Source organism: Bartonella sp. AP11XZML (assembly GCF_042196445.1).
GTDB lineage: Bacteria > Pseudomonadota > Alphaproteobacteria > Rhizobiales > Rhizobiaceae > Bartonella.
Genome location: NZ_JBHIQF010000068.1, coordinates 57,803 through 73,180 on the forward strand (window position 1 = coordinate 57,803; position 15,378 = coordinate 73,180).

At 35.0% G+C, this 15,378-nt stretch carries 16 protein-coding genes and 1 tRNA gene; 7 read left to right on the top strand and 10 right to left on the bottom strand.

All coding sequences use genetic code 11. The features are described from left to right. Positions 1–420: 420 nt before the first annotated feature. On the bottom strand, positions 421–2,070 hold the full coding sequence (gene ettA / locus ACFIMG_RS06445; RefSeq protein ID WP_375613359.1) for an energy-dependent translational throttle protein EttA: 1,650 nt from the start codon (positions 2,068–2,070) through the stop codon (positions 421–423). Positions 2,071–2,230: 160 nt separating this feature from the next. Here ettA and ACFIMG_RS06450 point away from each other — a divergent pair, with 160 nt between their 5' ends. The 3 genes from ACFIMG_RS06450 (at position 2,231) to ACFIMG_RS06460 (ending at position 3,777) form a co-directional block, all read left to right on the top strand. Further along, positions 2,231–2,767, top strand: a complete 537-nt coding sequence (locus tag ACFIMG_RS06450; RefSeq protein WP_375611982.1) for a hypothetical protein — start codon at positions 2,231–2,233, stop codon at positions 2,765–2,767. A 46-nt stretch (positions 2,768–2,813) separates the two neighbouring features. Next, positions 2,814–3,422 (top strand): bifunctional nicotinamidase/pyrazinamidase, encoded by a 609-nt coding sequence (pncA, locus tag ACFIMG_RS06455; protein WP_375678623.1) that lies wholly within the window; start codon positions 2,814–2,816, stop codon positions 3,420–3,422. A gap of 154 nt (positions 3,423–3,576) precedes the next feature. After that, on the top strand, positions 3,577–3,777 hold the full coding sequence (locus ACFIMG_RS06460; protein WP_375678624.1) for a hypothetical protein: 201 nt from the start codon (positions 3,577–3,579) through the stop codon (positions 3,775–3,777). Between the two features lie 117 nt (positions 3,778–3,894). On the opposite strand, the gene ACFIMG_RS06465 is transcribed toward ACFIMG_RS06460, so the two are convergent. Further along, a complete protein-coding gene (locus ACFIMG_RS06465) occupies positions 3,895–4,947 on the bottom strand; it encodes a DUF475 domain-containing protein (RefSeq protein ID WP_375628804.1) in 1,053 nt (350 codons plus the stop codon). A 359-nt stretch (positions 4,948–5,306) separates the two neighbouring features. Between ACFIMG_RS06465 and ACFIMG_RS06470 the strand changes: the two genes are divergently transcribed. Next, entirely contained in the window at positions 5,307–5,846 is a 540-nt protein-coding gene (locus ACFIMG_RS06470) for a helix-turn-helix domain-containing protein (protein WP_375611979.1), read from the top strand. Between the two features lie 389 nt (positions 5,847–6,235). Further along, the gene (locus ACFIMG_RS06475; RefSeq protein WP_142416545.1) at positions 6,236–6,415 is read left to right on the top strand and encodes a DUF1508 domain-containing protein; all 180 of its coding nucleotides are present in this window, start codon (positions 6,236–6,238) and stop codon (positions 6,413–6,415) included. A 530-nt stretch (positions 6,416–6,945) separates the two neighbouring features. On the opposite strand, the gene ACFIMG_RS06480 is transcribed toward ACFIMG_RS06475, so the two are convergent. From ACFIMG_RS06480 to ACFIMG_RS06495, 4 genes are all read right to left on the bottom strand, one after another. Continuing rightward, complete coding sequence (locus tag ACFIMG_RS06480; protein ID WP_375613355.1) at positions 6,946–7,116, bottom strand: hypothetical protein; 171 nt, start codon at positions 7,114–7,116, stop codon at positions 6,946–6,948. A 52-nt stretch (positions 7,117–7,168) separates the two neighbouring features. Beyond that, positions 7,169–7,480 carry a hypothetical protein gene (locus tag ACFIMG_RS06485; protein WP_375613354.1) on the bottom strand — a complete coding sequence of 104 codons (312 nt, stop codon included), beginning with the start codon at positions 7,478–7,480 and terminating at the stop codon, positions 7,169–7,171. A gap of 306 nt (positions 7,481–7,786) precedes the next feature. Then, entirely contained in the window at positions 7,787–8,041 is a 255-nt protein-coding gene (locus ACFIMG_RS06490; RefSeq protein WP_375611976.1) for a hypothetical protein, read from the bottom strand. Positions 8,042–8,056: 15 nt separating this feature from the next. Further along, complete coding sequence (locus ACFIMG_RS06495; protein WP_375613352.1) at positions 8,057–8,182, bottom strand: hypothetical protein; 126 nt, start codon at positions 8,180–8,182, stop codon at positions 8,057–8,059. Positions 8,183–8,792: 610 nt separating this feature from the next. Here ACFIMG_RS06495 and ACFIMG_RS06500 point away from each other — a divergent pair. Further along, positions 8,793–9,107: a helix-turn-helix domain-containing protein gene (locus tag ACFIMG_RS06500; protein WP_007347852.1), complete on the top strand. Its 315-nt coding sequence runs from the start codon at positions 8,793–8,795 to the stop codon at positions 9,105–9,107. Here ACFIMG_RS06500 and ACFIMG_RS06505 read toward each other — a convergent pair. Both ACFIMG_RS06505 and ACFIMG_RS06510 read right to left on the bottom strand, forming a co-directional pair. Beyond that, a complete protein-coding gene (locus tag ACFIMG_RS06505; protein WP_273790801.1) occupies positions 9,031–9,213 on the bottom strand; it encodes a hypothetical protein in 183 nt (60 codons plus the stop codon). The two genes, ACFIMG_RS06500 and ACFIMG_RS06505, sit on opposite strands and share 77 nt — an antisense overlap. A 1,696-nt stretch (positions 9,214–10,909) precedes the next feature. Continuing rightward, positions 10,910–10,986 (bottom strand) — tRNA-Ile (locus ACFIMG_RS06510). A gap of 170 nt (positions 10,987–11,156) precedes the next feature. On the opposite strand from ACFIMG_RS06510, the gene ACFIMG_RS06515 reads away from it, so the two are divergent. After that, on the top strand, positions 11,157–11,900 hold the full coding sequence (locus tag ACFIMG_RS06515) for an SIMPL domain-containing protein (RefSeq protein ID WP_375613351.1): 744 nt from the start codon (positions 11,157–11,159) through the stop codon (positions 11,898–11,900). 29 nt (positions 11,901–11,929) lie between these two features. On the opposite strand, the gene ACFIMG_RS06520 is transcribed toward ACFIMG_RS06515, so the two are convergent. Both ACFIMG_RS06520 and rpoD read right to left on the bottom strand, forming a co-directional pair. Continuing rightward, positions 11,930–12,391, bottom strand: a complete 462-nt coding sequence (locus tag ACFIMG_RS06520; RefSeq protein ID WP_375628795.1) for a YcgN family cysteine cluster protein — start codon at positions 12,389–12,391, stop codon at positions 11,930–11,932. 610 nt (positions 12,392–13,001) lie between these two features. Continuing rightward, positions 13,002–15,017, bottom strand: coding sequence for an RNA polymerase sigma factor RpoD (gene rpoD / locus ACFIMG_RS06525; protein ID WP_375611971.1), 2,016 nt, complete (start codon positions 15,015–15,017; stop codon positions 13,002–13,004). Positions 15,018–15,378 lie beyond the last annotated feature (361 nt).

The window sequence follows — 15,378 nt, forward strand, 5'->3', positions numbered from 1 at the left end:
CTATTCATGATAAATCAATCCAAATCATTCTCTTACAGCTCATAAACGGAGGGGACAGATGGATAAAAATACCTTTTATGCCCACCTAAAAACAAGAACTGCATACTATTGAGAAAAAATAACATGATAATGCCAGCTTGCATTTTTATTAAGTAAAGATGATAATGCTCAATGACCAAGGCATTTGTAGAAGTAATACTATACGCTCCATCCCCTCCTTTTCATTGCAGTTTTACAAAAAATAACCGGTTATATATCATGAGTAAAATAACCCTATTTAGGTCATAATTTCATAAAGTGTCTCTTACTCTTTTCAATGAATAAAAACTCCCACAGAGTACACACACACTTTATTTATGAAATAACAAACGCAATAAAATACACTATTATTCTAACAAAGTTGCGATAAGATAAAAAATTCTAGCGTGTAAGAGGTTTATAATTTGCATGCTTAGGATTAAGAGATTCCGCCCCAAGACGACGAACTTTATCAGCCTCATATTCAGCAAAATTACCTTCAAACCATTCTACATGACCATCACCTTCAAAGGCTAAAATATGTGTTGCCAATCGATCAAGAAACATACGATCATGCGATATGATAACTGCACAACCAGCGAAATTTTCCAATGCATCTTCCAATGCACCCAATGTTTCAGTATCAAGATCATTTGTCGGTTCATCAAGAAGAAGCACATTCCCCCCCTCTTTTAGAAGTTTCGCCAAATGTACGCGATTGCGCTGCCCTCCTGATAAATTTGCCACCTTCTGCTGCTGATCTGCCCCCTTGAAATTAAAAGCCCCGCAATAAGCGCGGCTATTCATCTCATATTTGCCTAATTTAATAATGTCATTTCCACCAGAAATTTCCTCCCAAACAGTTTTATCCCCCACCAAGGAATCGCGACTCTGATCCACATAACTCATGTGAACTGTTTCACCGATACGTATCTGACCTGAATCGGGCTTTTCCTGTCCCGTCAACATTTTAAACAAGGTCGACTTTCCCATACCATTGGCCCCAATAACGCCGACAATGCCACCAGCAGGAAGTTTAAAAGAAAGAGAATCAATCAATACACGTTCACCATAAGCTTTAGAGAGATTATCAACCTCAATAACAACTTGTCCTAATCTTTCTCCAATAGGAATAATGATTTGCGCCTCTCCAGGACGGCGCTCACGTGCTGCTTGAACCAACTCATCATAAGCCTTAATCCGAGCTTTTGACTTTGCTTGTCGCCCTTTTGGACTAGAAGCAATCCATTCTTGCTCACGTGATAAAGCACGTTGACGCGCTGCCTCTTCACGGCCTTCCTGAGCCAAACGCTTGGCTTTAGCCCCCAAATAAGCAGAATAGTTCCCCTCATAAGGAATACCTCTACCGCGATCTAATTCTAAAATCCACCCCGTTACATTGTCGAGAAAATAACGATCATGGGTTATCAAAAGCACAGCCCCAGGATATTCACGTAGATGCCTCTCAAGCCAAGCCGTCGTTTCAGCATCTAAATGGTTTGTCGGTTCATCCAAAAGTAATAAATCAGGTTTTGACAAAAGCAATTTACAAAGTGCAACACGCCGCTTCTCACCACCCGAAAGTTTTGTTACATCCCCATCGGCTGGCGGACAGCCAAGAGCAGCCATAGCCATTTCCACTTGACTTTCTAAATCCCAAAGATTCTGACTGTCAATAATATCCTGAAGCTGTGCGCTTTCATCAGCCGTTTCCTCGCTATAATTCATCATCAATTCGTTATAACGTTCAAGAATTTCCTGTTTATCTGCAACACCTTCCATCACATTACCACGCACATCTTTGCTCGCATCAAGCAAAGGTTCTTGTGGTAGATAACCACAGCGTGCTCCTTCAGAAATCCATGCTTCTCCCGTATATTCCTTATCTAGCCCAGCCATAATACGTAAAATAGTTGACTTCCCTGCACCATTCGGCCCTAAAATACCGATCTTCGCATCTGGATAAAAAGACAAATGAATATTTTCTAGAACTTTTTTATTGCCGTAAGACTTGTTAAGCCCAGCCATATGATAGATAAATTGACGTGCCATAAATTTCTCTTTATATTATGCGATATTAAAGATTAGGATTTTGAAAAAACTGCTTTTGCTTTTTGAAACTGTACAGTAAATAGCACTTACGTCGTATCAAAAGCTTTCGCTTTATATTGGTACATTTTTTCTAATCTCACAAGCCCCAGTATGGTCCTGAATGCAAAAAAACATCCCCCTAAAGAGCAAAAAGCAAATCTTTTTAGCTGTACCTGAAACCTGTTATCAAACATTGCCTCTCTTTTCCATACCAGATATAACATTGTATTTTTATCGTATTAAACCGACTTATCAATGTAATATGATACCACAAAGAAAAGCAATTCTCTATGCGCCTTCTTTTCTCGCTTTATGGGCTTTATATTACGCAGTAAAAAATCCTTCTCTTTTTTCATCGATTTTTTGCTACGGAAAGCAATGGACTTCACCCCTTGCCTTGATATGGCTTAAATTACGTTTACAAAACGACCGCCGCCTTATGGGATCTGACGTCCCAAGCCCAATGATCATGAAAGCTTTGCATCAACACGTAGCAACAAATGACTACAGCGCACTTCCCATTGGTACGTGGTTACAATTCGTAAAAAACTATAAAACCAATTGTAAAAACTTATCCATCCCCCTCTTTTGGCTTGATAATTATAAAAATAATATCAATATCCAGCACATCATTTCAAAACTTCAAGACGACATATAGCTTTTTAAAAATACGATAAAAGCTCATCTCGTATAGGAATATATTTATGGAAAAAAAAGCCTTAATCGTCATTGATGTTCAAAATGACTTCTTACTAGGTGGAGCACTTGCCGTACCTCAAGGTGATGCTATTTTACCCGCCGTCAATAATCTCATAAATCATTTTGACCACGTTATCTTAACCCAAGACTGGCATCCCAAAAACCATTGCAGCTTTGCTTCCTGTTATCCTGAAAAAAAGCCCTATGATACAGTCATTCTTGACTATGGTCCTCAAATACTTTGGCCTGATCATTGCATACGAGGAACACAAGGAGCAGAATTCCATCCATCTCTTAGAGCAGAAAAGGCACAACTTATCCTTAGAAAAGGCTATAATCAAAAAATGGATAGCTATTCTGCTTTTCTTGAAAATGATCAAAAAACACCAACAGGTTTACAAGTTTATCTCAAAGAACATGGTTTTACTAAGCTCATTATGTGTGGCTTAGCAACTGATTTTTGTGTCGGATTCTCTGCTCTTCACGCTATACAATACGGTTTTAAAGTCAGTGTTTCATTAAATGCTTGTGCTGGTATTGATGTAAACGGATCACTAAACACTATGCTTAAAACTATGAACGAAGCAGGGATAGAACTGTTAATGCTCTCCTAAAATATTCTTTTCTCATCTACCATTATAACATTCTGATTTATAATGAATAATTTTTTTTACCTATTTAAGTAAGGAACGAAAATATCGTAAAATTCTCTCATTTCAACCCTATTTCAACACCATTCTCTTAAAACATCACAAATAGGATTGATGTATGAATAAAAATCTTGCAAAAAAAAACAGCCAAAAGGCTTCTTATGAATCATTAAATGCAAGAGCAGTTATGATACTGAAAGCTGGTAAAAAGTATAGCGTAAACTTGCACCTTATATTGAAGTCAAAAAGCCTCTATACGTCAAAAGTTATCCAAAAGATTATACATTATTTCCCTCATGGAGGGGAAATCGTGCAATGATCTCCTCTTTAAAACAAAAACATCAATAAGCAATAACATGGCATTTTTTGCATAAAAGACCTCTTTCTATTCAAAGATATGCGATAAACAAAAGTGTGAAAAAGGAAGAAATCTCCATTACTTAGATACAACATGTTTATCTAATTGACGATGCTTAAAACGAATCGAAGAATATAATGCCATTCCAATAATACAGACTCCCACAAGTCCTGTTAAAACTTCAGGAACCGATATAATCGTTTGCAGATACATAATCACTGCAAGAACTAGAATTGCATAAAAAGCACCATGCTCTAAATAACGATAATGCAATAATGTTCCTGATTCAACCAACATAATTGTCATAGAACGAACGTAAAATGCTCCGATACCAAGACCTATCGCAATAATAAAAAGGTTGTGTGAAAAGGCAAAAGCACCAACCACGCCATCGAAAGAAAAACTAGCATCAAGAACTTCTAAGTAAAGAAACGCCCCTACTCCCCCGTGAGCTACTGTTGTTAAAGTCTTTTGAGGAGTATCCAAGAGATGACCGACAACTTCAACACCGATAAAGGTCAAAAGTCCATAAAGTGCTGCCAATAAAAAAGTTATTTTATTTTCTGCGTCAATCTGAGCTGAAACAAATAAGATCAAAATCAAAACAATTGCAATATCAATTCCAACAAGCGCCCCAAACTTTTGAGCAGATCTCTCTATAACATTAAGCCAATGCACTTCTTTTTCAGAATCAAAAAAATATTTTAAGCCAACCATCATAAGGAAAGTTCCTCCAAAAGCAGCAATCCCCATATGCGCATCGGTTAAAACTTCAGCATATCGATGTGGTTCCCATATCGCTAATTTGACTGCCGCAATTGGATTAATCCCAACAGCAACGACAACCACCAATAATGGAAAAACAATTCTCATCCCAAATACAGCTATCAAAATGCCCCATATAAGAAAACGACGACGCCACAATGGACTCATTCTACTAAGAACACGCGCATTGATAATAGAATTATCAAAAGATAAAGAAATTTCCAAAATTCCTAAAACAAAGCAAATAAAAAAATATTTAAGAAAACCAGTAATGCTTTCCGTTTCAAACCAACCAATAACCCCTCCTAAAAAGACACCAATAATCGTGAAAAAAAAAGCAAACCCAAAATAGCGTAATAGGGACATGATCATTCCTCAAAGTTTATTTTCTACTTCATCTAAGCACACCCAGTACCAATCCAAAGTTTGCATCTCTTTAAAGTTGCATCTATTAATGCAGAGGTGTATAGAATATATATGGTAAAGTTACATGAAAATTCTCTCAAAAAAAGCAAGAGACAAATGTAGCAACAAGGAATTTTGTTTTGAAGTGAATATCAATTGTCAATACAATAAGTGCAAGATTGCTTTCTATCTACACAAATAAAAAAAATAACAAGAAATTAAAGCTATAATATTGACATTATATCATAGAATATTAATACATAGTGTGCTTTTATTATTTAATGATTTATACCATGATGATTTACCGAGGGAGATAATTCGTGGCACGTCCTGAAACTGAATCAAAAACCATATTTGGAAAACGTTTACGTTATGTACGTCTTGCTTTAGGCGATCCATCGCGTGAAACCTTAGCTAAAAGTTTTAGCATGACAAAAAATTCCATTGCTTTTTATGAGCGTGGAGAGAGAGAACCCAATCTTAGTGTCTTACAAACATACCGCACGTTATATGGTGTCAATATTAATTGGCTTTTAACTGGACAAGGAAAAATGTTTGACACCGAATATACAAAAGGTGATTTTGACTGGAATTATTTTATTAAAAAAATCGAGGGACTGGAAGAAACACTTGCCGATAGTGATCGTAACGAAAAACTAAATCAAGAAAAAATCGACAGTTCTTATGAAAAATTGCAGCAATATTTGTCAAGACAAGGTTTATCAAATGGTTTTAACCCTAAAACTACAACCTCTCTTATCGATATGAAAGCTAAAATGGCCAATTCTTATACCCTTAGCTTATTCATTGATTTACTCATTCGAAGCGTATCCCAAAAAGAGGTTATAGCTAATCAATAAACGTCTATTTCAAAAGAAAAAGCAAGAAATGATTAAACACCAGTATGGAAAGAAGTATTTTTTTACTTTATCCGTGCTGGTGAAGTTTTATATAATTTATAAACTTTATTTCTGTAACGACAGAAAAATATTTGCGTTGTAAATGAAAGTATAGTGTCTTTAAATTAAAAAAAATAATTTTATAGTATAAAATTCTCATTCATATCTTATTGACAATAAATTTTTTCTTGTTAAAAGAATAATAGCTCTCATAGAAATTATTTTTTAAGGTCAGAAAATTTAAGGGGAATATATTGACGACTTCCTAGAGAGACATACATTAATGTTTACAAGCGGATTAGTTAAATATTTATCCTGAAAATTATCAGCTATTTTATGAGGTGGGAAGCATGTATTTTGAGGTGTTTCAAGGAGTTCACAATCAATGGTACTGGCGTTTAATCTCAGGAGATGCACAAAAAATTGCTTTTTCTAGTAAAGGTTATCCAACAAAACAAGATATCCTAATCAATATTGAGCAAATAAAAGAAATTACACATAAGGCTCTTATTAGAGAACTACAGTCCTAACGTTCTTTACCATTAAAACAAGCGTTTATTTTGTATAATGGTATGGTAGTTACTTTTGTGATAAATGAAAAGTGATTGATTTGCCCTCAATGAGAGGAAGTTTTTGTATTATTTCTGACACTCACAAAGAACATTCATATTCTTACAGATTATATGTTTATTTTCAATCATACTCAAATCTTTATAGCCTTTATCAAAAAGAAAATCTCTTAAGTTTTGTATTTTTCATAAAAAATAAACGCACATGAAGAGAAGATAAATCATCAATGAGAAATATATTTACTCTACAAGATATTAATATCTTTTACGTTCATATTCCTCTTCTGTATCTGATAATCATAACTGACTTACCCATTTCATCTTCATAAAAAGCAAATATCTCTTTCTTTCTATTATCATGCAATTTTTTATACCTATTAGCTGAAACTATCGTAGCATTTATACCTTACATCTAAAAAGAACGTGCAAAACTGTTTCCAGCAATAATATAAAATTGCTGGATTGTATAGACGCGCTTTTTAATAACTAGCCTACCTATAAACTGGTTTATCATCATAAACTCTTATTTTATGATCAACGACGCTCTGTCTTATAACCTTAAATGTTGTCATAAAATCAGAGTAAACTTGAATATTCTCTTCCAATACAATCTCTCCATCAGCACCATAATTGGCTTCATTAAAGTTTATCTCTCTCGTCATTCCAATCTTCCTAACACATTTCCAAACCCTTTAATGCAAAATATGAATACAATCACTCTTTATCATCTTCAGATTTAAGCATTTTTTTATATTTCTTTTCATTTTTTTCATATTGCTTAATTTGTTTTTTCAGTTTTTCAATTGCTTGGTCGCGTCTTTTAATCACCATACTTTGCTCTCTAATAGCCCTATCTCGTTCTTCAGTCATCTTCATAGAATCTCTTAAAAACTCATGCTTTATTCTTCTAGATTCCTCTTTTAAAATTTTCACTTGACTGCGATAATATAAAGAAAATCGAAATATAACCCCGCTGCACAACAAAACAACAATCATTGCTCCCAATAAAATTTCGTTTACACTCATTTGGATCTCCCTTAATTGTCGCTCAAGTGATCATCTTGACCAATTTGTTTCATCCTCAATCAAAAAAAGAATGCAATAAATCGCATGTTCCAAGTGTGAACAATCACTCTCGGCGTTCTTATTTTCTCCATTAAAGCATTGATAAATGACGCAAACAAATCTCTGAAAGCGGCTAAATCTACACTCACACCAATTATTTGCGACACATTTATTGACACAAAATACAAAAAATAAGGAACGTCAGATAAAACTAACGACGTAATCCAATCATACAAGCCTTGCCCAAATCGTTCCTATCTTCCTTTTTTACGCCATGTGGAATGCGGCTATATATGAAAGTTTTTCATTATTACAAAAATCTTCAGTGTCACAAAGCACAGCATTTCTGTAAAATTTTGCCTTCCCACAAATCTTTACATCACCACAAACTAAAGCATCATTATAAACTCGAGCCTTTCTAAAATCACGAGTATCACCACAAAATTCAATACATTGAGCATTCAAAACTTGATCAAAAAAGACCGCATTAGCATAAACATATGCATCTCCACTCATATTCAAATAACGATAAAGTTCTTATTTTTCATAAACATGCGAACTCTTACGAACAACTAAACAACCATATGTTAATGCATTGTTATCAATAACAATATCATTATAAACACAGACTTCATTATAAACCGCAGCATCATAAAAACACATTCATCCCCATAAGGGCATTGATCGAATGTACAATTCTACCAAACAACCACCTTTGTGGATCAGATTACCTTCCTGTTTAATAAAATATCCAAGATCACTTTTTTGATATTTCCCATTTTTTTTACGCATATATACGATATACCATCTGATAGTGATCTAATTTATTACAATAAAGAAGAAATCAGTATTCTTTATCTATGCAATTTACATTTTTTCTACAGCCATTATCCTATCTCTTAAGGCTCTAAAGCTTCGTTATATTCACACACTACCTCAACGCAGAATTTTTTTTACAAATTCTGATGTTGGGGTATATCTTGATTTATAATGCTGCTACGTATACTATCATAGTGAAATCTCATAAACATACGAGTGTGTATCGCCCTTTCTGGTATACACATTTACTTTTTCACAACCGTGGAACTAAGCAACCATTTTTATTGATTCGAATCTGAAAGTGTATGGGGACATTTTGTTATTAGTTAAAAACAACTCTATATGCTTCCTTAGCGAAGAGCTACACATGGATATTTTCACGCTCCTTGTATCATATATTCTGGATTCGCAACGCAATATTAACGCTATAGCGTAAATATGTAAAGGTCTAAAAATGACAAAGACTGAAAAAGATTGGTTCCAACGCTTAGTTGAATTGATAAAAAGTGACGGACGAACAATGATTGAAATAAGCAGAGCTGCAGGCTGTGGACAAAATTACGTCCAACAAATGATAAATGGAGGCAAGAGGCCTTCTGTAGATAAACTCATGGCTATTTTGAATACACTGGGAAATGCTAGTGCCATATATGTAATAACTGGTTTCAACATCTCCGATGAAGACTTAAAACTCATAACTTTGATTTCGTCTGGAGATAAAAAGAAGATTGAAGCCTTAAATGTTCTGTTGAATGAGCAGAATCTGTAGAATTTTCTACTTTATCCAATATCGCTTGCTTTTGAGACGTCGATAAAGACTCCCATTTCACAATAATATCAGATAAAGTTGTTTCAAATTTTTTATCATTCTTCATAGTCATACTCCATGTAGTCACACTATATAACGCTAAAGCGTTTAAAATATATCTCTACCTTAGAAAAAAATATTTGCAATAGGCAGTATGGAAGCAATTGTGTACAAACTTATTTTACAAAATCAGATGAAGTTCTATTAGTCATGTACCATGGTGAAACAGAAAGCATCACACGATCCAGACCTTCTTATGAAAATTGGTATAATCTATCAAAAACGCGAATAATGTTACGCAGATCTTGCGATTCGGACCAATAAAAACTAATGTGAAAATATCCCTGAAGACACTCCTGAACTCTATATAAGAGAACACGAAAAAGCTTTTTTGAAAAAAATACATCACAATTTATTCTACATAGCACCATCTATGTTTTTTTAACAATATTGCAAAGCGAGAATATAACAATGTTATAGGAATAAATTCTTATAAACAGAGCCACACTACCTAAAACTCTGTAACACATTTACAGGTAACCTCCCCTCTAAACGCACCTTGTAAATACTAATATAAGTCTCTATCATAAGCAAAAATGATACTATCAAAAAAATAAAACGAATCACCACGCACAATCTTTGTACGTAAATTTTATACAGATTTACAACAAGAGAGAAATTCCCTTATGCAAATGAAGAATTATATTTTAAAAGTATGACTTTGAAGAAGAAGTATACTTTTCCAAAAAAACACCCTCCCTGCCAATAATTTTTCATAAGAGAAAAAACTCATAATAAAGATAAAACTCTCTATACGATCAATACGAGAAAAATGTTAGCAATACAAAAAAGTGCTAGGGTTACCGCAATATTGCCAATTCCTTATCAGAGTAAAATCAAAAAAGACATCTGCTCTTCAATAATAATTCGGATCACATGAAAACTCTATAATTTAAACATTAAGCAAAAAATACACAAAAACAGAAAATGGCATTTTAACAAATTTTCCAATATCATAGAAAACATTTCTTACAGAATAATAAAATGCTTATTACAATAGAATCTGGATGATGCAAAGCGATAGAAACAATCACTCAATTGACTTTTCAAAGAACAATTAATAAAATTCTTTTCAAAAAACACGCCACCGTCACTATGAACAATATTTCTCAAGATATTAAATAGAATTCCTTTCTTGGGAAAAAGAAAATAACAACAAATGTTATCATCGTTGCCCCATGATACATATCAATGCCCATAGATCACATTCTCTTATACACTAACCTTTCATCACAATGATGCTATTCGAACGTCTAAAAGACATTAACATCACTTAGAAAAAAGCAAATTTACACTAAATGTTTTTTGAGCCATTTGTTCTGAACAGGTACAATCTTTAAAATTGGTTTTATTGAGGTCTGTTTATTTGCAGAACAAGTATAAATAAACTTATCCAATGAAGCTTTTAGCCTTCTATTTTATGAAGAACACCATATAGAAAAAGTACAAAACAGTATATTAATTAAGAAAGTAAATAGCGACCCATATCAGTTAATTCAAATGCTAAAAGGTTGCAAATGAGAGAACTTCTTTGATGAGACTAAGAAAACATACCATCATATTAAAGCGACTGAGAGAAAAAACTGCAACAAACAACGACCAAAAGCTTCTAAAACAAACAGGAAAATAAATAAAAAACGAAAAAGGTAGAATCTCAAAACTTTTATATAAGCGATCCATTTTTCTATTGTACATTTCCCTATTGGTGGGCCCGGAGGGACTCGAACCCCCAACCAAGCGGTTATGAGCCGCTGGCTCTAACCAATTGAGCTACAGGCCCTAAATAGGTTGTTTCTCTCTAAACTAAAATGCCCTATGATACAAGAGCTGACAAAGATTATAACCCATCTTTTTCTCTTTTCTATTGGTTTTTTTTTCAGTGCTCTAATTTCTTTACAAAAACTCTTAAAAATGAGAGAATAATTAACTGACAAATATAAAGGTATAGATATGATAGAAAAGAAAATTCAACCACTGAAGAGTTCTCTGGTTAAAACAGTTATATTAGCATTTACACTCTTAGCCACATCGTTGACTGTACGTGCTTATGCTGAAGAAAATAAAATGAAAAATGCAACGATTACAGTGACAGCAATCGGAGAAAGTCAAGCAGCACCGGATATGGCCATTATTAATCTAGCCGTTGTTACCTATGACAAAACTGCCCAAAAGGCATTAGCTTCCAATAATCAATCCATCAATGATATTATAAACGCTTTTAAAAACAATGGCATCCAAGCAAATGATTTGCAAACATCAGGCTTATCCATTTATCAGTCGACCTCTGATAAACACCACGAAAAAAAGAATAATGAAAAACTCTATCATGTTTCAAATTCTTTAACCGTGCGCATTCGTGATCTTACCAATGCTGGTAAAATCTTTGATCAAGCGATGACACTAGGTGTTAATTCAGTTAACGGCATTACTTTTACCAACGCAGATACAAAGCCATTTTATCAAGAAGCACGTAAAAAAGCCATTACTGAAGCCATTGAAAAAGCGCAAACGATAGCGCAAGCAGCCGATTTAAAATTAGGAAAAATTATTGAAATCAATGAAAAGGATGATTACTATCACCCAACACCACGTCTCATGAGTAGAGCAGCAGATGTAAGCTACGCAAATACAAATTTTGCAGGTGGTGAATTAAATTATAACGTGAGCGTCACTGTAGTCTTTGCGATCGATTAAGTCACAAACAAGTTGTATAAAAAATCATATTACTGGCCTTCACGTAGAAGACCAGTAATGTGATAAAGATAATCTTCCTCAGATAATAATTCGTCTTCGTAAATCTCTATTTGTCCGCGTGCAGAAATATGCGCTGTATGTACCGTCTGACAATCCCCTGATACCAATGGATGCCACCAATGAAGATCTTTTCCCTCATAAATTAATCTATAAGCACAACTTTCTGGGAGCCAACGCGCTGTTTTAACTGTCGTAATGTCTAGCGATATACAATCTGGTACAATTGATTTACGATGAGCATAATCTCGACACCTGCAGGTTTCCCCATCTAAAAGACGACAAGCAATACTGGTTGCATAAAGGTCACCCGTATCATCGTCCTCAACTTTATGGAGACAACAACAGCCACAGCCATCACAAAGGCTCTCCCACTCAGAAATGGAAATCTCTTCTAATTTTTTTACTTTCCAAAAGGGAAGTTCTCCACTCATAAACTCAGACACACCTTTTTTAATTAAGACGATCTATAAAAAATGAAACGTTTAATTTCTATAATTTTATCTATTTCTGTCTCTTAAAAAGATTCAACTCAATGTATACTTTAAACCATGTTCTTAAAAGCTATCTGAATAAAAAGAGAATATTCAAAAATAGCGCATATAAATGAACATAACCTATTGAAACATCTCTTTGTAAACTTAACGAAGAATAAAATGCGTCACCTAAAATGATAGAAAAATTCCGCAAAGAACATACATTTTTCATCAAAAAGTCCGTATGTTGCAATATAAGTTTATTCCTAACAGATCTCATTTCTTAAAAACGAGCCGCGCTATACGCAAGGTAATGTTTTTATCGTTCATTTCTTGAAAGCCCCCTACTCTCTACTCCATAACCACCCTTTGCCCTATATCTATTCTTTTGAGACAGAGAAGTATAAAGCCCCCAAGCTAAGAAAAACATTAAACATCGAAAACTTTCTAGATTGTTCAAATTCTTCCTATGTTTTTCTCAAGAAAGTATCCAAGTACAACATGAAGCACCTCCCCCCTTCATTAAGAAGAAGGAGGAAGTTATTAAAATGCACACGAATTCTTTTATTTAAGAATCGAGAAAACTGCGCAATTTTCGTGAACGGCTAGGATGTTTTAATTTACGAAGTGCCTTTGCTTCAATCTGACGAATACGCTCTCTTGTAACTGAGAACTGCTGTCCCACTTCTTCCAATGTGTGATCGGTATTCATCCCTATTCCAAAACGCATCCGCAAAACACGTTCTTCTCGTGGTGTTAATGAAGCAAGAACGCGTGTTGTCGTATCTCGCAGATTAGCTTGGATAGCTGCATCAATTGGTAATAACGCATTCCTATCCTCAATAAAATCACCCAAATGGGAATCATCTTCATCACCAACAGGCGTTTCGAGAGAAATAGGTTCTTTTGCAATTTTAAGAACTTTTCGTACTTTTTCTAACGGCATAGAAAGCTTGCTAGATAATTCTTCTGGTGTTGGTTCTCGTCCAATTTCATGGAGAATCTGACGCGAGGTACGAACGATTTTATTAATTGTTTCAATCATATGAACAGGAATACGAATTGTACGTGCCTGATCAGCAATTGAACGTGTAATAGCTTGACGAATCCACCATGTTGCATAAGTTGAAAATTTGTAGCCGCGCCGATATTCAAACTTATCCACAGCCTTCATCAAACCGATATTGCCCTCTTGAATAAGATCAAGAAACTGCAAACCACGATTGGTGTATTTTTTTGCAATTGAAATGACAAGACGCAAATTAGATTCTACCATCTCTTTTTTTGCAATTGTTGATTCGCGTTCACCTTTCTGCACCTGCATAACAATCCGACGAAATTCACCAATCGAAATAGCCGTTTCTTGCGCAAGATTTTGTATTTCACTTCGCAGTTTTTGGATTTCTTTTGCTTCACGCACCGAAAACTCTTTCCAACCAGGTGTAGGCAAAGCAGCAATATAATTCATCCAATCCGCGTCCAATTCACGCCCTTGGTATTCTTTTAAAAAATCCTCATGGCCAATGCCATAGCTATTGGCAATCCGTTTCAGCTTACCTTCATTATGAATCAATCTCTTATTAATGTCATAAAGCTGTTCAACCAAAGCTTCGATACGATTTTGGTTTAAAGAAAGGGATTTTACTGCTTGAATCAACTCACCCTTTAATTGAATATATTTCTTCTTCTGAGAAGATGTAAGAGCCCCCTCTTTACGCTCTGCCAAACTGCTTTCAACATGCTGATCTTGTAATTTTCGTAATTTCACATAGGTTTGAGCAATAAAATCCAATGTTTCCATAACTTGAGGACAAAGTTCATTTTCCATTGCAGCAAGCGATAAGTTAACATCGTCCTCGTCCTCTTCATCATCGTCTTCAATGTTTCTCTCTCCCGCGCTCTCCCCCATATTACGTATACCAGAAGACATTTTTTCTTCTACTGTCTTATCAACTTCACTTCGCTCAATAACAGGAGCCTGCTTTGCTTCTGGACCAGCATAAGTCGTTTCAAGATCAATAATTTCACGAAGAAGAATACGCTGCTCTTTTAACTCGTCACGCCAGATAATAAGAGCCTGGAAAGTCAAAGGACTCTCACAAAGTCCCGCAATCATTGTCTCACGCCCTGCTTCAATACGCTTAGCAATGGCAATTTCGCCTTCCCGCGAAAGAAGCTCAACAGCTCCCATCTCACGCAAATACATACGCACCGGATCATCCGTACGATCTGTTACTTCGCGTTTATTCGTTGTCGTTGCAATTGCGTGGCTAGAGGCTTCTACTAAATCCCCCCCCTCTACCGTAACTTCTTCTTCATAATTTTCAGACTCAACTTCATCCTCATCATCCACAACATTAACCCCCATCTCAGAGAACATCGCCAAGATATCTTCAATTTGTTCGGATGTAACCTCGTCAGAAGGAAGAACTGCATTGAGTTCATCCATTGTTACGTAACCATTTTTTTTGGCAAGTTTAATCATTTTCTTGATGGCATCATCAGAAAAATCAAGAAGAGGACTATCCAAACTCGCTTGGTTTGTTACTTCTGCATTATCTTTCTGTTTAACCTTTGTTGCCATACCATAACTCCACTCGATCACTTCACAGTTTCCATGTAACCATAGTTTCCATGTGACCAGTTTTTTTGTTCTCACTAAAATCTACCAATAGTTACTCATATATACTTCCTGTTAAGAGATTACCATTGGAAAGAATACATTTTGTATACGCCCTGACATCCAGACTAACTTGACATCCAGACAAAAACGCGGGAAAACTCCAGAAGTTTCCCCGACACCTCTCAGCCCTTCTGAGATAATCTCTGCACCCTATCGTAAGAACCAATTTCCCGCTTTTCCTAAAATTTACCCGCTTTTCCTAAAATTTAATTGTCATCTTTATAAAAATGTCACTCCACATAAACTTCCTCATCTAAAATTT